This is a genomic window from Streptomyces sp. NPDC042371 (assembly GCF_056437465.1).
In genome coordinates, this window is the sequence record NZ_JBWKAP010000006.1 from 366324 (window position 1) to 385320 (window position 18997).

Here is an 18997-nt window from a genome sequence, read left to right on the forward strand (position 1 = left end):
GTTACACAGTGTCTGAAGTCCCTGATGGCCGGGACTGGGCACAAAAGGGTGGTCGGAGCGCGTGGTGGAGCGGTTGCGTAGAGGTGGAGCCTGGGTGGGGCGGGTGTGGGGTTCGTCCGGGCACGAGCGTCGTACGGTGCTTCTCGTCGCGAAGTGCATGCTGGCGGCGACGCTGTCGTGGTGGATCGCGCACGACCTGCTGGCCGCCACGTCACCGGCGTTCGCACCGTTCTCCGCGGTGCTGACCATGAACGTCACGCTCCAGAGGTCGGTGTGGGAGACGCTGCGCTACATCGCGGCGGTCGTCGTCGGCGTGGCGGTTCAGGCGGCGATCGGCTTCACGGCAGGGCCCGAGCTGTTCGCCTTCGCCGTGGTCGCCGTCATCGCGCTGAGCCTGGGCCAGTGGACGGCGCTGGGGGAGCAGCGCTCCCAGGTCGCCACCGCGGCGTTCTTCGCCTTCTCCACGTACACCGCCGCCGACACGAACGCCGACAGGGCCCAGCAGCTCGGGCAGATCGTCCTCCTCGTCCTCATCGGCTGCGGCGTCGGGCTGATCGTCAACCTCTGTATCGCGCCGCCACTGCGCTACCGCAGCGCCGAGCAGGGCCTGCACGCCCTTGCCGCCGAGATGGAATCCCTGCTCGACGACATGGCCGACGGCCTGTGCAGTGGTGACGTGGCCGCCGAGCGCGCCGAGCAGTGGCGCAAGGCCGGCGAGCGCGTGCAGGCGGCGGTGGGCCAGGCACGGGCCGGGCTGAGCGCGGCGGAGAACAGTCTGCCCTTCAACCCCCGCCGCCTGCTGCCCGCCCACCGCGGCTACCTCTCCTTCGGCCGCTACCGGCAGGTGCTTGGCGCCATGGAACGCGCGGTCTACCAGCTGGCCTCGCTCACCCGCAGCCTCGGCCGCTGGCGCGAGACCGAGGACACCTACACGTACGCCCCCGCCCTGGAGGTCTACGCCGACTTCGCCGCGAGCCTGCGCGACATCGTGCACGTCATCGCCGAACTCGACACCGACACGCTGGCCGACCAGGCCGAGGAGATGTGCGCCCTCGCCACGACCGCCCAGGAGGCGCTCCAGAAGGTCCTCGACGTCGCGCTGAAGTACGGGCTGCCGCTGGCCGACGCGACCCGCCCGTACGGCGTCCTGATCGTCGAGGCCACCCGGCTGATGGAGGAGTTCCAGAACACCTGCGACGTACTCCAGGACACCGCGGACGCCTGAGCGGCACGCGACTCCGGCCGTCCGCCCGGTTCTGGATCACTGTCCGGACTCGGTCATAAGCTGGGCGGCATGAGGACGCGACCCACGTTGACCTGGGAGCCGCAGGGCGACCTGCCGCCCGCCTCGACCGACCTGTCGGCGGTCGTCGCCGCGGTGCGGGCGGGAGGCGTTGTGGTGCTGAGCGGAGCGGGCCTGTCGACGGAGTCCGGCATCCCGGACTACCGCGGCGAGCACGGCGCGTTCCGCCGCAACCACGTGCCCATGACGTTCCAGGAATTCACCGGCAGCGACCACGCACGCCGACGGTACTGGGCCCGCAGCCAGCTCGGCCTGCGGTCGATGGCGGGAGCCAGCCCGAACAGCGGCCACCGGGCCGTCGCGGCGCTGGCAGGAGCGGGCCTCGTCACCGGTGTGATCACCCAGAACGTCGACGGGCTGCAGCAGGCCGCCGGAACGCCGGACGTGGTGGAGCTGCACGGCAGCCTGAGCCGGGTGATCTGCCTGGACTGCGGCGCGGCCAGTGACCGCTCGACGCTCCACGACCGGCTGCGAAAGGCCAACCCCGGGTTCGAGGCGGTCGCCGAGCGGCACCGCGCCGCGCAGGTCAATCCGGACGGTGACGTGGACCTGCCCGAAGATGCGGTCGACGGGTTCCGGACGGTGGCGTGCACGGTCTGCGGCACCGGGATCCTCAAGCCGGACGTGGTGTTCTTCGGCGAGAACGTCCCGCCCGAGCGGGTGGCGGCCTGCCGGAGCCTCGTCGACGGAGCGACCACCGTGCTGGTCCTTGGCTCCTCCCTCACGGTCATGTCCGGCCTGCGCTTCGTGCGCCAGGCGGCACAGTCCGGGACCCCGGTCCTGATCGTGAACCAGGGCCCCACCCGCGGCGACCGCTGGGCCACCCGCATCGACCTCCCCCTGGGCCGAGCCCTGACCGACGTGGTGGCCCAGGCGCTCCCGGCGGCATGACGCGACCCCGAGAGCGGCGGGTTGGACATCCCGGGGCCACCTCTGGCAACGTCGCCCGTCCGTTCCCGGACCCGAGGGGAGAGACACGATGATCGAAGTGAGCACGCGCAGCGTCAAGGAAGCCGTGGCCGCCGAGCAACTGCGTGCCGACACCACGACGCTCGACATTCCAAAGGGTTTCGACCTCTGGACACCCGAGGAGATCGCGGAGTGGCTCGACGGCGTCGAGGACGACCCACGAGTCTCCGACGCCGACTTCTATGCGGCGCAGCAGGCGGTGCAGCGGGTGCTGGACGCCTGACCTCCGCCCTTCACGGCAGGCGTACCGCTCGCAGGACCGTGTCCTGGGTGTGGTGCGTGTCGGCCGGGGCCGGGGTCGTGCGGGGGCGGGTCTCGTCGATCAGGACGGTCCAGGCGGGGCCGAGGAGCGGGACGATGTCGTCCGACTGGTAGTAGTCGGTGGGGTCGAACTCCTCCGAGCGGTGGTGGACCAGGTCCGCGAGGGCGTGGCTGCCGAAGAGCAGGGTGCCGCCGGGCGCGACGGCGTCCAGCAGGCCGTGCAGCGCCGCGTGGCCCTCCTGGCGGCGGAGCGGGAAGTACTGGAGGGACACCAGGTCGAAGGGGCCTGCCGGAGGTGGCGTGGTGCTGAGGTCGACCTGGGTCCACGTCACTCGGTCCTGGGCGTCGTCGACGGCGGCGGTCTTGGCGGCGCGTTGCAGGGCGACCTCGGAGACGTCGGCCGCGGTGACCTGCCAGCCGCGCCGGGCCAGCCAGAGCGCGTCGGCGCCCTCGCCGCATCCGACGTCGAGTGCCCGGCCGGGCGGCAGGTCGCCGACCTCGGCGATGAGCACGCCGTTGGGGTTGCCGCTGAAGATCTGGTCGCGGCTGCGGTACATGTCGTCCCAGCGTTCGGCGTCCATGCCACCCGGTCCTCTCGTCGTTCTTCGGTGAGGGAGCGGTCCGTGTCGCCGTCGCCATCGCCTTCACCGCCTCCGACGACAAAGTGCCCCCCTGTGGGCCAGGGGGCAAAGTTCTTTGCGAAAAGCGCAAAGGGGCGAGTTCAGCTGGAGACGGGCGGGGCCTGCGGATCCACCTCGCAGTGGTCCAACGAGTCGACGAGACCCCCGCCACCGATCTCCACCCGGGCGGTCGCCTTGCCCTTCCCGGGGACCTTGACCTTCTCGCTCTGCTCGATGATGGTGAGGCCCTTGGCGTCCACGAAAGTGACCGAGACCCAGAAGCGGCCCGCCTTGGCGTTGTTGTTCGTGACCTTCACGGTCGCGTACGGCGCCGCCTTGGTCGCGCAGCGCACCAGCTTGGCCTTCCCGTCCTCCGTGCGTCCGTCGCCCCCGGGTGAACTGGAGGCGGTGGAACGGTCGTTCGGCAGCCGCCTGCGGGTGCCGCCGCTGCCCCCGTCCGTGCTCCCGCCGCTGCTGCCGTACATGTCGTCATCGTCGTCGTAGCCCGAACCGGATGTCGTCGAGCCGGACGATCCCGAGCCGGAAGAGCCCGAGCTGCTCGACGACGACGAACTGTCGTGGTCCTGGCTCGAGTTGCTGCAGCCGCCTCCGCCGCCGCCCCCGCCACCGTGACGACTGCCGCCACCATGACCGCGTCCCGTCGTGAAACCCGTCAGCGCGAGCGACGACAGTGTCAGTACGGCTGTGACCTTGAGTATGCGCCCCCTGTTTGCCATCCGATCATTGTCGTGAACCGGTCACCTCTCTGGCAAATGGGCGCGGCAGGAAGTGCCGCGGCAGGAGGTGTTACGCCGCGGGGTCGCGGTCGGACGTCGGCCAGAGGTACGGCAGGTCGTCGGGGACGTCGGGGAAGAGCGGGACGTAGATCTCCGGTGCTTTGCGTGCCAGCGCGGACCGGTGGCTGCGGTGGAAGGCCGGGTCGCCGAGCCAGGGAGGCAACTCGTCCTCGTCGGCGAGCTGCTCCTGGGCGCGTACGTCGGCGCCGGGGCTGTGCCGGGCGAAGTCGGTGAGCATCGTGGCGGCGCACGTGTCGGGGTGTCCGTCCGCCACCCACACCGCGCACACGTCGAGGCCGTAGCGGACCAGGGCCTCCTCGTAGCCGGTCCACATGCGGACCGCGGGGTGGTGGCGCCATCCATAGCCGGGCACGGTCAGGCCGCGCAGCACCTGGAGGGCCTCGACCCGCTGCTTGCCCAGGCGGGCCCGGTCCAGGACCGTGGCGGATCGGGTGAAGTCGGAGTACGGGAGGAACGTCTGCACGCAGCATCCCTACCGCGACACACCTGTTCCCACCCGTTTCCTGCGCCCATCGGGTACGGCTCGCGGTGCCGGTCACGGCAAGGGGCCGCCGCGGGCGGTGACCCACAGGTCGTACCACTCCTCGTGGGTGAGCTCGGGCTCGCGGCTCACGGCGTCGTGGCAGGCGAGGATGCGTTCGGGGCGGCTGGTGCCGATGACGGGGGCGATGCGGGCCGGGTGGCGCTGGAGCCACCACAGCAGGATCGTCTCCGGCGTCGTCCGTTTGCGTTCGGCGAGGTCGGCGACGAGCTGCGCGGCCGGTGAATCGAGCGCGCCGGTGTAGCGGCCCTGGGCGAGGGCGCCCCAGGCCTGGACCTGGATCTCGCGGGCGGTGCAGTACTCGACGGTTCCGTGCGGGAAGCCGTTCGCGGCCGCGGCCGGGGTGTTCACGAGGACGCCCGCCTCGACCCAGTCCCTGCTGCTCAGGCTCATCTCCAGCTGGTTGGCCACCAGCGGGAGATCGAGGTGGGCCTGGAGGTGCTGGATCTGCGCGGCGCTCATGTTGGACACGCCGAAGCGGCGCACGAGCCCCTGGCCGTGCAACGAGGTGAGGGCCTTCGCGATGTCCTGCGGGTCCGCCAGCGGATCGGGGCGGTGCAGCAGCAGTACGTCGATCACGTCGGTACGCAGCCGGGTGAGGCTCTCCTCGACGCTGCGGACGATGTGCGGCGCCCGCAGGTCGTACATGCCGGGGTGCCGCCCGTCGGCCTGCCGGATGCCGCACTTGGTCTGCAGGACGATCCGCTCCCGCAAGTCGGGCGCCCGGGCGAGGAGTTCGCCGAAGACCGCCTCCGCCTTGCCGCGCCGGTAGATGTCGGCATGGTCGAACGCCGTGATGCCGATGGCCAGCGCGGCCTCGACGGCGGCCTCGGCGTGGGCGATGTCCGCGGTGGTGTACGGGTCGCTGTCCCAGGTGCCGCCGAGCCCCATGCACCCGTACAGCGGTCGCCCGGCGGGTACGTCGGTCTGTGCAGTCATGCGTCGCCTTCCCTCGTGTCGCCCTTCCCGGGGCACGGCTCCGCGGCTCTTCCGCTCACGTCGTCGCTCCTGTCGCTCACGTCATGCCCGGGAACCGCACCGTCACGCGTGGCCGTCCGCCCCATGGCCCGGAATCAGTCCTGCTGCCGACGGCCTTGGGGCAGAATCGGTGGGGCACGACCCACCCCGGAACGAGGAACGACCCAGGCACCGTAAAGGAGACCGTGGCCGATACTCCGAAACCCGGCCGACACGGCAGGCTTTCCGTCATGCGCTCCGCGGTCGACGGTGTCCGCATCGTCGCGCTGCACGGCGAAATCGACCACGCCGTCAAGGACGAGCTCAGCCGGACCCTGATCCCCACGGACGGCGCGACGCCGCCGCGCACCGTGGTCGATCTCAGCGACGTCACCTTCATGGACTCCAGCGGCATCAACGTCTTCATCGACGCGCAGCACGCCGTCACGGACGCCCAGGGGTGGCTGCGCCCATGAGCCCGTACTGCGCGTCATCCGGCTCATCGGCCTGGACGCCGTGATCCCCTGCCACCCCACCCTCGAACAGGCCAGGACCGCCTGACGGCCAGGGACTTGTGGCACAGGCTCTCAGGGAGCCTCGCCGGACGCCCCGGCGCCTTCGACCGCGGCGCGCCTGATCTTGCCCATGGAGCTCTTCGGCAGCGAGGCGACGAAGTCGACCGCGGCGGGGACCTGGTGGGGCAGGAGCCTGGTGCGGCAGTGGGCCGCCAGCTCCGTCGCCCGCAGCGGCGCCCCGGCCACGACGGTGGCCCGTACGCGCTCGCCGGTGCCGTCGATCGTCTCGCCCCAGACCACCGCCTCGACGACCGAGGGGTGGGCCAGCAGGACCTGCTCCACTTCGACGGGGTTCACCTTCTTGCCGCCCACGTTGATGAAGGAGTCCTTGCGCCCGACCAGGTGCAGATGGCCCTCGGGGCCGAGGCGGGCCACGTCGCCGGTCCGGTACCAGCCGTCGTGGAAGGCGCGCCGGGTGGCGTCGGGGTGGCCGAGGTACTGCAGGAACATCGCGGGTGTCCGTACCAGCAGCGCCCCTTCCTCGCCGCGCGGCACCTCGTCCCCCCGCTCGTCGACGATGCGAAGCCGTACGCCGGGCATGGGACGGCCCACGCCGAGATCCGCCCCTGAGCCGTCCTCGGGTCGCCGCGCGGCGATGACCCCGGCCTCCGTGCAGCCGTAGACCTGCTGGATGTCCAGGCCGAGCCGCTCCCTGGCCCGCTGTGCCACGGCGGGCGGCAGCGCGGCCCCCGAGGAGAGGCACAGCCGGAGGGCGTCGGGCGGCCGCGGCGCAGCCGATCCCGCACCGGCCGCCCGGGTCGTCAGGTCGTAGGCCATGGGGGCGGCGACCAGCACCGTGCAGGCGTGCTCGTCCAGGGCCCGCAGGAGGCGTGCGGGGGTGAAGCGGCCGAGGAGGACGAGCTCTGCCCCGGCCCGCAGGGCGGTGACCAGTCCGGCCACCAGGCCGAAGGAATGCAGCAGCGGGACGGCGGCCAGGATGCGGTCGTCCTCGGTGATCCCGTAGGAACGGGCGTAGCTGTCGCCGCCGTTGACGAGGTTGCGCTGGGTGTGGACGGCCGCCTTGGGCTCTCCGGTCGAGCCGGAGGTGTACTGGTGGAGGAAGGGGGCGTCGGGCGCGGCAGCTGTCGGCGGCTCCTCGACGTCGGGCTCCCGTGGGGGGGCGTCGCCCGGGTCCTCCACGGGGATGAGGGCGCAGTCGAGGGGACCCGGGTCCTTGGCACCGTCGAGCGCGGTGAGCCGCGCCGCGTGCCCCACGACGGACAAGGGGCCCAACGTATCCCGCACGGACATGAGTTGGGACCGGGGAGTGCCGGGTTCGAGGGGGACCAGGCGCAGCCCGAGACGGGCTGCGGCGAGGAGGGCGACGACGGATTCCGGGGTGTTCTCGACGAGCAGCCCCGCCGTGCCGTGCTCCGTGACACCGAGAGAGCAGAAGCGGCGCGCGGTGGACCGCACCTTCTCGTGCAGCTCACCGTAGGTCAGGACGGCGTCCTCACCGCGCACGGCGACAGCGTCGGGGCGGGCCCGGCAGGCGCTGTCGAGCAGGTCTTTGAGGGTGGTGGGCTGCGGGGTGGACCGGTCAAGCGGGGTGAGCCGGTTCGCTTCGCTGTCAGACGCGGTGGCCATCGATCACGCTCTCCTCTCCGTTCGCGGCGGGCGGGGCACCCTGCCCGTCCCGCTCCGGGTGTCCGTTCGCCGACGCCGCCGCCCGCGCGTACGGCGCGGCTGCGGACGGCCGTGCGCCCGGGTCGTCCGCGGGGTCCTCGTCGGGCTGCTGGTGGCGGAAGTAGCGGTCGTAGAGGCGGCTGTAGGCACCGCCGCGCGCCAGCAGCGTCGTGTGGTCGCCCTCTTCGATGAACCGGCCGTCGTCGACGACGACGATCGTGTCCGCCTTGCGGACGGTCGGCAGGCGGTGCGCGACGACGATGGTCGTGCGGTCCGCGGCGAGCGTCTCGAGACCCTCCTGGATCTGCGCCTCCGTCAGCGGGTCGATGCTGGCGGTGGCTTCGTCGAGAATCAGCACGGGGGCGTCCTGGAGGAAGACCCGGGCCAGGGAGACGATCTGCCGCTGGCCGGTGGAGAGGTTCCGCCCGCCCTCGTCGGTGGGGGTGTCCAGGCCGTCCGTGAGCTGTTCCAGCCAGTCGCCGCCCGCCACCGCACGCGCGGCGGCCTCGATCTCGTCCCGCCCGGCACCCGGTCGCCCCCGGGCGATGTTGTCCGCCACCGTCCCGGAGAAGAGGAACGGCGTCTGCGTCACCACGCCGAGGCAGCGCCGGTACTGGTCGAGGTCCAGGGTGCGCACATCGAGACCGTCGACCTCGATGCTGCCCTTCTGGAACTCGTACGCGCGCATGATCAGCCGCACCACGCTGGACTTGCCCGCCCCGGTGTGCCCGACCAGGGCCACGGTGCGGCCCGCCGGGATGGTGAGGCTCACGTTGTCGAGTACGGGATGCTCGGCGTCGTAGCCGAAGTGGACGTCGCGCAGGGTGATCTCGCCGCGCAGGCGCGGCACCGGGATCCGGTCGCGCTGCCCCACCGTCGACTCGCGGTCGACCAGGGCGAAGACCCGCTCGCCCGCGGCCAGGCCCTGCTGGAGCTGGCTCCAGAAGGAGGCGATGCTGGTGAGCGGCGACCAGAACAGGGCCAGGGCCTCCAGGAACAGCACCCACTCGCCCGCCGACACCGAGCCCGAGTCGACGCCGTGGCCGCCCACCAGGACCACGGCGACCGTGCCCAGCCCGGTGAGGGAGATCAGCAGTGGGAAGATGCCGCTGAACAGCCGGTTCAGCCGCACACTGGCCCGGAACCACTGCCGGTTGACCTCGTGCAGCCCGGCCTGCGCGGACTGCTGGTGGCTGTGGTTGCGCGCCACGGCGATGCCCCGCAGCGTCTCCTGCACATATCCGTTGACCTCGGCCAGCGCCTGCTGCTGCCGCAGCGATGCGCTGCGCGCCGCGCGCCGGAAGGCGAGGCTGACGGCGACGATGACCGCGGCCACGAAAGCCGTCACCAGGGCCAGCGGCACATTGATCACGAAGAGCGCGGTCAGCAGGATCACGATCATCAGCACTTGGCCGAGGAGGCTGAGCATCAAGGTGATCAGCGTCGCGAACGCCTGTGTGTCGTTCGTGACGCGGCTGACCACCACGCCGGTGGGGTGGGCGTCGTGGAACGCCATGTCCTGGCGCATCGCCGCCGCGAACGCATGCTCCCTCAGCTTGAGCACCACGTCCCCGGCCATCGCTCCGGCTGCGCGCTCCTGGAGCACGTTCAGCAGCCAGGCGCCGATGCCCGCGACGAGGATCGCCGCGATCAGCAGCACGAGACGCCCGTCGCTGTCCTCCTCCAGGGCCGAGTCCACGGTCCGGGCCAGCAGCAGGGGAACGGCGCTGCCCGCCGTGGCGGCGACGATCACCGCGATGGTCACGAAGGCCAGCGCCGGGCCCTTGCCGCGGAAGTACGGGGCGATACGGCGGGTCAGCTCGCGGTCGCCGTAACGGCGGTCGTAGCCCTCCGGGTCGAGGCCCTCCAGCAGATGCGCCATCAGTGGCTCTCCTCCTTGGCGCCCGCGGAGTCCGGACCCTCGGGTGCCGGCTTGCTCAGGTAGGGCGCGAAGATCCTGCGGTACAGAGAACAGTCCCGCAGGAGCTGTTCGTGGCTGCCCTGGTCGACGATCCGGCCGGCGTCCAGGACGAGGATGTGGTCGGCCGCCCGGATGCGGGACAGCCTGGGCGTGACCAGGAACGTGGTGCGCCCGTCCGAGGCCTGACGCATGGCGCGCTGCACCTCGTACTCGGTGGCGCTGTCGACGGCGCTGGTCGCGTCGTCCACGGCGAGGATGCGGGGGTCGGCGATCAACGCGCGCGCGATGGCGACGCGTTGGCGCTGTCCGCCGGAGAGGGTGGCGCCGCGTTCGCCGACGACGGTGTCGTAGCCGTGCTCGGTCGCCATGATGAAGTCGTGTGCCTGCGCGATGCGGGCCGCGGCCTCGATGCGGGACCGGTCGGTGCCGTTGTCCGAGCCGAGGCTGAGGTTCTCCGCGATGCTGCGGGAGAAGAGCATCACGTCCTGCTCGATGACCGAGGTGCACGAGCGCAGTGCCCCGATGTCCCAGTCGGTGGTGGGGACGTCGTCGATCAGGACGCGTCCCTCGTCGGGTGAGTAGGTGCGGTTCAGCAGGTGCAGCAGGGTGGACTTGCCGCTGCCCGTGGCGCCGACGACGGCCACGGTGGTGCCGGGGGCCACGCGGAAGGAGACGTCGCGCAGGACCGGCTTGCCGGGTTCGTAGCCGAAGGTGACGCCTTCCATGGCGACTTCGCCGGTGATGGGCGCGACATGGCGGCCGCTGCGCTCGTCCTCGCCCTCGGGGTCGTCGACGACCTCCTTGATGCGCTGCGCTCCCGCCATGCCCAGATAGATGAGCCCGAGGCTGAAGGACGCCAGCTGGGTGGGGGCGCGCAGGGTGCCCATCAGGCCCAGTACGGCGACGAGTTCGCCGATGCTCAGTGAACCGTCGCGCAGCAGGATCACGGAGTGCACCAGGGCGCCGACGGTGGCGAGGGTCAGCAGCAGCGGGGACAGGGCCAGCGCCTGGGTGCGGATCTGGTGTACGGAGGCGTCCCGGTAGGCCCGCGCCAGCTCGGAGAACCGGGAGCGCTCCTCGTCGGCCCCGCCGGTCGACCCCACGACCTCGATGCCCGCGATGCTCTCCGAGGCCTGGGCCGTCATATCGCCGAAGCGCTCCCGCGCGACGTCGGACACGGGCTCGAGGCGCCGCCCGTGCTCGGCGAGGGCCAGCGCGAACAGCACGACGAAGACGACGGGGGAGAGCAGCAGCCGCGGGTCCACCAGGGCGATGAAGACGATCGGCATCAGGATGTTCAGCGCGAGGTCGACGGCCAGGTCGAAGCCGGGCGACACCATCAGGTTCAGCGATTCCGCGTCGCCGGTGGCACGGGCGGACAGGTCGCCGACGCGTCGCCGGTTGAAGTAGCCCTGGCTCTTGCGCAGCAGACTGGCGAAGACCTGGGCGCGCGCGTTGCGTTCGAGCCCGCTGGCGAAGGATTCCAGACAGTACGTGGACATGATGCCGCCCAGCGCCCGGACGACCACGAGCACGAGCAGCCCTACGGCGATGGCGTGGAAGGTGCCGAAGTCGGGCGATCCGTCGTCCTGGTCGAGGATGGCGTCGAAGGCGAGGCCGGTGACGAGGGGGATCGCCGCGGTCAGGGCCTGCCAGGCCAGACTGCCCAGCAGGAACAGGGCGATGTACGGCCTGAAGGGCCGCATCTGCGCCAGCAGCCAGCGGGGGACGCTGCTTTGCACGCCGGGGGCCGCGTCTGCGGAGGCCCCGGCGTCTGTGTGCGTGTGCGTGTCCGTGCCCGTGGCTGCCTCCCCGCCCGGTTTGGTCTCGGCGGTCATCGGCGCTCCTTCTCCGTGTCGGGGGCCGTAGCGTCCCCGGGCCCGGAGAGGTCCGGAAAAGGCAATCGACGCATGGTTTTCGGCCATCATTTAGCGAATTGCTGGGTGTGTGGCTCACAGGGCTTTCCGGCCGCCAATGTGAATTCGATGTGGCCGGAAGTGGAGTGCCTGTGGAGTTGGTCGTCGCCCGCGGTCGCCTTCCCGCGCAGGTCATGGGCGTGCAGGTCGCGCACAAAGATCCGCGCGCGGGCGGGGGCGGTCACGAGTGGCTCCCCCGGCGCGCAGTGAGGTGGCGTGATCGAAGCCGTCTGCGATCAGGGGAAGTTGAGGGTCGTCCCTGCTCAGGGGTGTCTTGCTGGGGTTGAGGGTCGGATCTGCGGCGGCGTGGATTGCCCTGGCGTGCAAACGGGCCGGTCCTGGTCGTGCCGTGGCATGGAAGCTACTTGTTTTCACCCGAAAAAGAAAGTCCGCTCCGAGTCTGTGCGAATAGCCCCGAGTTGAAAATTAAATCACCAGGTGAGGAGGTGTTCGGCCGCCCTTTTCGGGCCGCCCGGCCTGATCGTGGCGCGTCAAGTCGAATGGTTGAAGTCGCTTGAATCGTCTGGGTACTGTGATGAGTGTCCAGTGCTGAAAAGCGCTTGCTACTGCGTGCCTATTGCAGGTGTGCGCGGTAGTAGGCCTGCCACGGCCTGCCAGTGGACGGCGCGGGGCGGCGTCAACTCCCCACGTCGGATACGGCCGGGCGAGTGGCGACAGTGAGGAGGAATGCGAGTGAGCCAGACGCTGTGCCACCCCCCGTATCCAGGAGAGCAGCTCGTGGTGACCACTCTCGTGCGCAACGGATTCCTGCAGCTCGGGCTGCGCGCCGCGCTGTCGACGACCCCCTTGGTCAGGGACGTCAGACACTGCGGCGACTGGGGCGAGGTGGAGGAGACTTTAGGCAAGAGCCAGGTCGATGTGCTGTTCCTGCACGAGAAGGACTACAGCCCCGGTCGAGACGTACTCATGGATGCCAGGCGTCGGCGACCGAAGGTGCTGCTTCTGCTCACGAGTACGGACGTCCCCGAGGAAATACTCGCGGCTCCCTCGGTTCCCGATGGATTCCTGGTCGAGAATGAGTTGACCGCCACCGCGGTCGAGGACGCGCTGCAGGGAATAGTGGCGGGAGAGGTGCCCATGCCCACCTCCGTCACCCGGGCGCTGCTGCACCGCGTCCGGGAGCCGGAACAGCAGCGTTGGCGCCGCGTCGGCAATCTGACCGGCCGGGAGAACGAGGTGCTGCCGCTGCTCGCCGAAGGGCTGAGCAACAAACAGATAGCCCGGCGCCTCGGCATCTCGAGCCACGGCGTCAAACGCATCGTCGCCAGCCTCCTGCTCAAGCTGGGCGCACCCAACCGGACGGCCGCGGTGGTCACCGCCATACAGAACGGTCTCATCGCCTGACGGTCCTGCCCGCTCGGCGGCCGGTGCTGCCGGCGCCGCCAGTGCTGTCTGTGCTGTGCGCGCCGACCGCGCCCGCCGTGCTGTGGAGCGCGTGTCACCGGGCGGGCAGGACCCGCCTCTTTTCCGGAAGCCCGGCCGGTAGTCCGGAAGTCCGTACGTCGTGCGTTACTGCTTTTTCAAATATCGGGAAATCCGGATGCCGCCTGGCTCGGGGCATGCGGATTTCCCGCATGCATCCGATACTCGTGGTGCCCGAATGATGTGGCAAGCCCCCAGTGGGCGCCCGTTCGGTGCGCCAGATCGGGCAGCCCCACACGGTGAATTGTGCCCGAACGGTCAGCCCCGAAAGCGCGGGTGCCGTTCGTGCGGAGCCGGCGCTACGGTGAATCCGGGCGGGCAGCCCGCGGGTACTCGACTCGCCGAACGTTCGGGCGCGAATCCCGATGCGGTTCTCCGCGGGGCGTCATGCCGCGCCGGACTCCCGCATCCACCCCCTCCCGCAGCACGCCTCGACGTGCTGGAAAGGACCGCGCCGTGGCCGAATTCGTCCGGCACCGCATCCCCTTCGCTGGACGACGGGCCGTCACCGCGCCCGCCACCTGTGCCCAGCGGCACATATGGAACTTGATGCAGCGTCAATTACCCGACGCCGCCTTCTACGACGTGTGCTTCCCGGTGCCCCTGCCCGGCCACGGCACCACCGAGGACCTCCTCGACGTCTTCGCCGAACTGCTCGCACGCCACGAGTCGCTTCGCACCGGGTTCCACCGGGACGTGGACGGCGCTCTGGTCCAACAGGTCGTGGATGCCGCGGAGTTCGAGGCCGAGGTCTGGACCCTGCCCCCCGACGGGGACCCGGACAGCGTGCTGCAGGCCTGGGAGCGCAGGATGCGGCACACCGCCTTCGACCCCGCGCAGGCCCCGCTGATCCGGTTCATGGTCACCGTCGTCGACGGCGCTCCGGTGCTCGCCGCGTTCTGCGTCTCCCACCTCGCCGTGGACCTGACGTCGGTACGGCTGCTGGCCGATGAGATGACGCGGCTGCTCGACGCGCGTGCGGCGGGTCGCCCCTTGCCGCCCGCCGTACCGTCACGACAGCCCGTAGAGCAGGCGCAGTGGGAGAACTCCCCGCGCGGCCGGGCCCTCCAGGCACGGGCGCGTGCCTACTGGTGCCGTCAGCTGGAGAGCGCGCCCCCGACCCTGTTCCCGCCGCGGAACGGATCCGTCGGCGGCGCGGGCGGCCTGGTGGCCCCGGTCCGTTACAGCGCGGGCATGGAGTCCCGCGCGGTGGCGCTCGCGGTGCCGATGGTGGCCAGGCGCTGGCGGGTGAGCAGCTCCGTCGTACTCCTGACCGTCGTCGCGCAACTCCTCGGCCGCCGCGCCGGGCTGCCGTCGTGCACCTTGCGCCTGCTCACAGCCAACCGGTCGGACCCGGAACTGCGGGGCACCATCGCGAATCTGCACGCGGAGGTGCCGGTGACGATCGACCTGGAAGGCGACCGTGTAGAGGACGTCGCACGCCGCGCCCTCGCCGCCTGCACCGCCGCGTACGCGAACGGGCTCTACGACCCCGACGACGCGGAGGTCCTGATCGCCTCCGCCCGGGAGAGCGGGGCTCCGGTCGACCTCTCGTACTGCTTCAACGACGTCCGTGAGGAGCAGTCCCTGCCCGACGCGGCCGAGGGCCGTGCCACGGAGTCCGGCGCCGACCTGCGGGCCGCGATGGCCGAAACCGTCGTCGGTCCCGACGAGTTCGAGGAGGGCGAGACCTTCTTCATCGTGATCGACGACGAGACGCCGGGCCTGATCCGGCTGGTGCTCAACGCCGACCACCGGGCGCTCACGCCGTCCGAAGTCCACGGATTCCTCTACGACATCGAGCGGTTGCTCGTCGAGTACGCCGAGGGGGCCGAGGACACCGAGTCCACCGGGGACACGGAGCCGCGGGCCGTCGTGGGCGGGACCGGGCGGGTCGCCAGCACGTAGGGGCGCCACAGGCAGCCGTATCGAGGTGCGCCGACCGTCAGGGTTCTGCCCGTCGGTCGGCGCTGCGGCATGCCGTGTTGCTCAGGCACAGGCACAGGCATTGGCGCAGGTGCAGGCGTGCAGAGTGGGGTGCCACTCCCGTGCGCACGATGATTCCCGGACCTCACCGTGCCCGCCATGCGCATCGGACCGGGCTTTCGGAGTAGCCGGATGACCATAGCCCAAAGTGGGGGTGTTCGATCACTTGGGTCCCGGCAAGACTGTTCTCCGGGCCGCCCGGATCGATCACGGTTCCGGCAGCGGGATGCCGGACAGTGACCCACGAGGTCCGCCTTCCGGGGACGGCCCGTCCGCGGCTGTTGCACCGCTCTCCCCTCAGCCCTCTCCCCTTTTCAGCAGTCGACAACCGCCCCTACGCGACCCCCTCGTGACGGGAACCCATGTCCTCATCTGTTGATCAACGCGCCCTCTGCGATGCGCGGTACGGACCGACGCCGGTCGAGAATCCGGCGCTCGGCGAGATCTTCGCCGAGGCCCCGGGGTGCACACCCGAACAGCTCGACACCGTGCTGGACGACGCGGCCCGTGCCTTCCCCGGCTGGGCGGCGACCCCCTTGGCGGAACGCCGCGAGCGGCTCCAGTCGTGTCACCGCGCCCTGCTGGCCGCGGTGGGTCCGATGGCCGAACTGCTCACCAGGGAGCAGGGCAAGCCCCTGCGGCACGCCCGGGCCGAAGTCCGCCTGGCGGCGGACTGGTTCGCCAGCACCGCGCGGCTGGGGCTCGCGCCGGAGCGGCTGGTCGACGAGCCCACCGCCCGCGTCGGTCTGGAACGCGTGCCGCACGGCGTGGTGGCCGCGATCGCGCCGTCCAACTACCCCGTCCTGCTGGCCGTCTGCAAGATCGCCCCCGCGCTCCTCGCCGGGAACACCGTGGTCCTGAAGCCGTCGCCGGACACGCCGATGTCCAGCCTGATGATGGGCCGCATCCTGGGCAAGGTCCTGCCCACCGGCACGTTCGCGGTCGTGGACGGCGACGTCGAGCTCGGTGCGCGGCTGACCGCCCACCCGGCGGTCCGGATGGTCTCCTTCACCGGCTCGGTCGGCGCAGGGCGGGCCATCGCCCGCCAGGCCGCGGCCGACCTCAAACGGGTCGTCCTGGAACTCGGCGGCAACGACCCGGCCGTCGTCCTGCCCGGCACGGACGTCCGGTCCGTCGCCCACGACCTGTTCACCAGGTCCATGACCAACAGCGGGCAGTTCTGTGCCGCGGTCAAGCGCGTCTACGCGCCCCGCGCCCAGTACCGCGGGCTCGCCGAAGCCATGGCGGAGGCGGCGAACGCGGCCGTCGTGGGGGAAGGCCTCGATCCGGCCACCGAGTACGGCCCGCTCGTCAGCCGTGCCCAGCTGGAACGGGTCGCGGGCATCGTCGACGAAGCCGTGGGGGCGGGGGCCGAAGTCCTGGCCGGGGGCCGGGCCCTCGACAGGGCCGGAAACTTCTATCCCCCCACCGTCGTCACCGAACTGCCGCCCGGCAGCCGCCTCGAAGAGGAAGAGCAGTTCGGCCCGGTGGTCCCCGTCATCCCCTACGACGACCTGGAGCAGGTGATCGACCGGGTCAATGCCTCGCCCTACGGCCTCGGCTGCTCCTTCTGGGGCGACGAGGACCGGGCACGGGACCTGGCCGGGCGGCCGGAGTGCGGAACCGTGTGGATCAACACCCACGGCGACCTGCGGCACGACGTGCCGTTCGGCGGTCACCGGCACTCCGGGATCGGTGTCGAGTACGGCGCATGGGGTCTGAACGAGTACACGCAGCTCAAGGTGCATCACATCGCGCTTCGCCAAGCAGATCGGGAGATGTCATGAGTGACAGCACGGTGGTCCGCGTCGACGGTACGGACGGCATAGACCTGACGGGAGTCAAGGTGTTCGTCGGCGGTCCCATCCAGCACGCGATCCGTGAAGACGGCTTCCATCAGCCGTTGCAGCATGCGATCGGCGACATCATCGATGCCGTAGCGGCCGCGCACGGCACGGTCTTCTCCGCCCACGTCGCCGAGAAGTTCGGCGTGGACACACCCAACTTCTCGCCGGACCAGGTCAGTGTGCGCGACATCGGCTGGATGCGCCGCTGCGACGTGTTCGTGCCGGTGCTCCCCGTCGACGCGGTCGGTGAACTGATGCGCACCGACGGCACCCATGTCGAACTCGGCTGGGCCTCCGCGCTGGGCAAGCCCATCGTCGTCGTCACCCCGATGCCGATGGCGGTCAACGCGAGCCACCTGCTGCGCGGCCTGCCCTCCGTCGCCGACGTCACCGTCTTCGACCTGGCTCAGGCGCAGGCCCACCCCGTCGAACTGCTCCGGCTGCTCGAGAAGCTGGGCCAGGAAGCCGTGATGGCGCAGTGACGGCTGCCAAGGGCGGGGGCGGCGCCAGCACCTCCGCGCCCGCACCGGTCGAGGTCCTCGGGCTGCGCCTGAAATCCCCCGTCGTCGTGGGCTCCGGTCTGCTCACCGACCAGGAACGCAACATCCGCCGACTCCTCGAGGGCGGGGCGGGAGCCGTGGTCACCAAGACCATCCACCCCACCCCCGGCCCGCCGGGCAACGAACGCCTGCTCCGCCTGCCCACCGGCATGCTCAACAGCACCACGTACTCACGTCGTTCCGTGGACGACTGGTGCACGATGCTGCGCCGGTTCGCCGACGACGACCTGCCGGTGATCACCTCCGTGCACGCGGACTCCCCGGCCGAACTCGCCGATCTGGCCGAGCGCGTGACCGAAGCGGGCAGCAGCGCCCTGGAGCTCGGCATCTCGTGCCTGAACGAGGACGAGGGCGGTCTGACGGACACTCCCGAGCGCGTCGCCGCGTACACCGAGGCGGTGCGGCGCCGCACCCCGGTGCCGTTCAGCGTCAAGCTGGCGATCGGGGAGCGGGTGCGCGAGCGCATCGACGCCGCCACTGCCTCCGGCGCGGACGCGCTCACCCTGAGCGACACCATCTCCGGGCTTGCCGTCGACGCGGACACCGGTGAGGTGCGGCTCGGCGGAGCCTTCGGCTACTCGGGGCCCGGCATCAAGCCCCTCGTACTCGCCGAGATCTTCGGCCTGCGCCGCGACGGGGTGACCGTGCCCGTGATGGCGAGCGGCGGAGTGAAGGACGCCACGGACGTGGCGGAGTACCTGAGCGTGGGAGCCGAGGCCGTACAGGTCTACACGGTGCTGCACCGCAACATGCACGCCACGCTCCGCGACATCCGCCAGGGCTTCGACGACTGGCTGGCCTCGCGCGGCGGCACGGTGGCCGACCTGGTGGGACGCAGCATCAAGGGGGCATGAGGTGAAGGCGATGCGGCAACGCACCACGAACGTACCCCGCTACGGCGACCTGACCAGCGCGCAGGTGCGGCAGGCCGTGCACGACGCCGGAGCCACCCTGGTGTGGCCGGTGGGAGGGCTTGAGCAGCACGGCCCCCATCTCCCGCTCTCCGTCGACATGGACATCCCGGACGCCCTGGCCCGGCAGGTGACCGCGGAGCTCGGCGGTCTGCTGCTGCCAGGACAGCCCTTCTCCGCCAGGTCGCTGCCGCAGAGCGGCGGCGGACTGCACTTCCCGGGCACCGTGCACATCGGCGGCGCCCCCTTCATCGACTACCTCACGGAGTGTCTGACCTCCCTCGCCCGCCTCGGCCCTGCCCGGCTCCTTGTGATCAACGGGCACTACGAGAACGAGGGCCTGCTCTTCGAGGCGATCGACGGCTGCGCCCAGAACACCCTGTTCCCCGACACCGAGGTGCTCGCGTTCAGCTGGTGGAGCCTGGTCTCCGACGACTGGCTCGGCGAGCACATCCCGCACTTCCCGGGCTGGCACGCGGAGCACGCGGGCCTGACCGAGACCAGCCTGATGATGTACCTCCGCCCGGACGTCGTCGGGGCGGCGCGCCCCAGCCACGAATCGCCGCCGGCCGCCGGGGTGTACCGGCACCCCGTCGACGTCGACGAGATCTCCAACCAGGGGGTGCTTTCCTCCGCCGTCGGAGCCTCCGCGGAACTGGGGGAGCGCCTGTTCTGGCACCTGGTCGACGGCGTCGTGGAACTCCTCGGCAAGCCGCCACGGGACGCCTCTCCATGAGCACCAC

At 71.0% G+C, this 18997-nt stretch carries 17 protein-coding genes; 10 read left to right on the top strand and 7 right to left on the bottom strand.

Going from position 1 to position 18997, the window contains the following annotated elements:
* The first annotated feature begins 136 nt into the window (after positions 1-136).
* The 3 genes from AC068B_RS20710 (at position 137) to AC068B_RS20720 (ending at position 2495) form a co-directional block, all read left to right on the top strand.
* Positions 137-1225 carry an FUSC family protein gene (locus AC068B_RS20710; protein WP_478673092.1) on the top strand — a complete coding sequence of 363 codons (1089 nt, stop codon included), beginning with the start codon at positions 137-139 and terminating at the stop codon, positions 1223-1225.
* A 69-nt stretch (positions 1226-1294) separates the two neighbouring features.
* Positions 1295-2194 (top strand): Sir2 family NAD-dependent protein deacetylase, encoded by a 900-nt coding sequence (locus tag AC068B_RS20715; protein ID WP_478673093.1) that lies wholly within the window; start codon positions 1295-1297, stop codon positions 2192-2194.
* A 97-nt stretch (positions 2195-2291) separates the two neighbouring features.
* Positions 2292-2495 carry a hypothetical protein gene (locus AC068B_RS20720; protein WP_356253147.1) on the top strand — a complete coding sequence of 68 codons (204 nt, stop codon included), beginning with the start codon at positions 2292-2294 and terminating at the stop codon, positions 2493-2495.
* A 10-nt stretch (positions 2496-2505) separates the two neighbouring features.
* Here AC068B_RS20720 and AC068B_RS20725 read toward each other — a convergent pair whose 3' ends face one another.
* The 4 genes from AC068B_RS20725 to AC068B_RS20740 all read right to left on the bottom strand — a co-directional run bounded on the left by AC068B_RS20725 (position 2506) and on the right by AC068B_RS20740 (position 5451).
* Positions 2506-3114 (bottom strand): class I SAM-dependent methyltransferase, encoded by a 609-nt coding sequence (locus AC068B_RS20725; RefSeq protein WP_478673094.1) that lies wholly within the window; start codon positions 3112-3114, stop codon positions 2506-2508.
* Positions 3115-3254: 140 nt separating this feature from the next.
* Positions 3255-3638 carry a hypothetical protein gene (locus AC068B_RS20730; protein WP_478673095.1) on the bottom strand — a complete coding sequence of 128 codons (384 nt, stop codon included), beginning with the start codon at positions 3636-3638 and terminating at the stop codon, positions 3255-3257.
* 322 nt (positions 3639-3960) lie between these two features.
* Positions 3961-4434: an MSMEG_6728 family protein gene (locus tag AC068B_RS20735; RefSeq protein ID WP_478673096.1), complete on the bottom strand. Its 474-nt coding sequence runs from the start codon at positions 4432-4434 to the stop codon at positions 3961-3963.
* A gap of 72 nt (positions 4435-4506) precedes the next feature.
* Positions 4507-5451, bottom strand: a complete 945-nt coding sequence (locus tag AC068B_RS20740) for an aldo/keto reductase (RefSeq protein WP_478673097.1) — start codon at positions 5449-5451, stop codon at positions 4507-4509.
* 269 nt (positions 5452-5720) lie between these two features.
* Between AC068B_RS20740 and AC068B_RS20745 the strand changes: the two genes are divergently transcribed.
* Positions 5721-5945: an STAS domain-containing protein gene (locus AC068B_RS20745; protein WP_478673098.1), complete on the top strand. Its 225-nt coding sequence runs from the start codon at positions 5721-5723 to the stop codon at positions 5943-5945.
* 111 nt (positions 5946-6056) lie between these two features.
* Here the strand turns inward: AC068B_RS20745 and AC068B_RS20750 are convergent, their stop codons facing one another.
* The 3 genes from AC068B_RS20750 to AC068B_RS20760 are packed head-to-tail and all read right to left on the bottom strand — an operon-like array spanning position 6057 to position 11429.
* The gene (locus AC068B_RS20750; protein ID WP_478673099.1) at positions 6057-7631 is read right to left on the bottom strand and encodes a class I adenylate-forming enzyme family protein; all 1575 of its coding nucleotides are present in this window, start codon (positions 7629-7631) and stop codon (positions 6057-6059) included.
* On the bottom strand, positions 7615-9552 hold the full coding sequence (locus tag AC068B_RS20755; protein ID WP_478673100.1) for an ABC transporter ATP-binding protein: 1938 nt from the start codon (positions 9550-9552) through the stop codon (positions 7615-7617). Before AC068B_RS20755 ends, AC068B_RS20750 begins: the two co-directional genes overlap by 17 nt.
* Positions 9552-11429 carry an ABC transporter ATP-binding protein gene (locus AC068B_RS20760; protein ID WP_478673101.1) on the bottom strand — a complete coding sequence of 626 codons (1878 nt, stop codon included), beginning with the start codon at positions 11427-11429 and terminating at the stop codon, positions 9552-9554. The genes AC068B_RS20755 and AC068B_RS20760 overlap by 1 nt, the downstream gene beginning before the upstream one ends.
* 816 nt (positions 11430-12245) lie before the next feature.
* Here AC068B_RS20760 and AC068B_RS20765 point away from each other — a divergent pair.
* The 6 genes from AC068B_RS20765 to AC068B_RS20790 all read left to right on the top strand — a co-directional run bounded on the left by AC068B_RS20765 (position 12246) and on the right by AC068B_RS20790 (position 18990).
* Positions 12246-12872, top strand: a complete 627-nt coding sequence (locus AC068B_RS20765) for a response regulator transcription factor (RefSeq protein WP_478673102.1) — start codon at positions 12246-12248, stop codon at positions 12870-12872.
* A gap of 465 nt (positions 12873-13337) precedes the next feature.
* A complete protein-coding gene (locus tag AC068B_RS20770; RefSeq protein WP_478673103.1) occupies positions 13338-14858 on the top strand; it encodes a condensation domain-containing protein in 1521 nt (506 codons plus the stop codon).
* A 440-nt stretch (positions 14859-15298) separates the two neighbouring features.
* Entirely contained in the window at positions 15299-16723 is a 1425-nt protein-coding gene (locus AC068B_RS20775) for an aldehyde dehydrogenase family protein (RefSeq protein ID WP_478673104.1), read from the top strand.
* On the top strand, positions 16720-17265 hold the full coding sequence (locus AC068B_RS20780) for a nucleoside 2-deoxyribosyltransferase (RefSeq protein ID WP_478673105.1): 546 nt from the start codon (positions 16720-16722) through the stop codon (positions 17263-17265). The genes AC068B_RS20775 and AC068B_RS20780 overlap by 4 nt, the downstream gene beginning before the upstream one ends.
* Positions 17262-18197, top strand: coding sequence for a beta/alpha barrel domain-containing protein (locus AC068B_RS20785; protein WP_468561091.1), 936 nt, complete (start codon positions 17262-17264; stop codon positions 18195-18197). Before AC068B_RS20780 ends, AC068B_RS20785 begins: the two co-directional genes overlap by 4 nt.
* 10 nt (positions 18198-18207) lie before the next feature.
* Positions 18208-18990, top strand: coding sequence for a creatininase family protein (locus tag AC068B_RS20790; protein ID WP_478673106.1), 783 nt, complete (start codon positions 18208-18210; stop codon positions 18988-18990).
* Positions 18991-18997: the final 7 nt, after the last annotated feature.

Excerpts from the sequence above, each read along its gene's own strand:
- AC068B_RS20715 (WP_478673093.1), top strand. The coding sequence starts at position 1,295 with ATGAGGACGCGACCCACGTTGACCTGGGAGCCGCAGGGCGACCTGCCG.
- AC068B_RS20740 (WP_478673097.1), bottom strand. The coding sequence starts at position 5,451 with ATGACTGCACAGACCGACGTACCCGCCGGGCGACCGCTGTACGGGTGC.
- AC068B_RS20760 (WP_478673101.1), bottom strand. The coding sequence starts at position 11,429 with ATGACCGCCGAGACCAAACCGGGCGGGGAGGCAGCCACGGGCACGGAC.
- AC068B_RS20775 (WP_478673104.1), top strand. The coding sequence starts at position 15,299 with ATGTCCTCATCTGTTGATCAACGCGCCCTCTGCGATGCGCGGTACGGA.
- AC068B_RS20730 (WP_478673095.1), bottom strand. The coding sequence starts at position 3,638 with ATGTACGGCAGCAGCGGCGGGAGCACGGACGGGGGCAGCGGCGGCACC.
- AC068B_RS20780 (WP_478673105.1), top strand. The coding sequence starts at position 16,720 with ATGAGTGACAGCACGGTGGTCCGCGTCGACGGTACGGACGGCATAGAC.
- AC068B_RS20750 (WP_478673099.1), bottom strand. The coding sequence starts at position 7,631 with ATGGCCACCGCGTCTGACAGCGAAGCGAACCGGCTCACCCCGCTTGAC.
- AC068B_RS20725 (WP_478673094.1), bottom strand. The coding sequence starts at position 3,114 with ATGGACGCCGAACGCTGGGACGACATGTACCGCAGCCGCGACCAGATC.
- AC068B_RS20770 (WP_478673103.1), top strand. The coding sequence starts at position 13,338 with ATGCCGCGCCGGACTCCCGCATCCACCCCCTCCCGCAGCACGCCTCGA.
- AC068B_RS20755 (WP_478673100.1), bottom strand. The coding sequence starts at position 9,552 with ATGGCGCATCTGCTGGAGGGCCTCGACCCGGAGGGCTACGACCGCCGT.
- AC068B_RS20790 (WP_478673106.1), top strand. The coding sequence starts at position 18,208 with ATGCGGCAACGCACCACGAACGTACCCCGCTACGGCGACCTGACCAGC.
- AC068B_RS20745 (WP_478673098.1), top strand. The coding sequence starts at position 5,721 with ATGCGCTCCGCGGTCGACGGTGTCCGCATCGTCGCGCTGCACGGCGAA.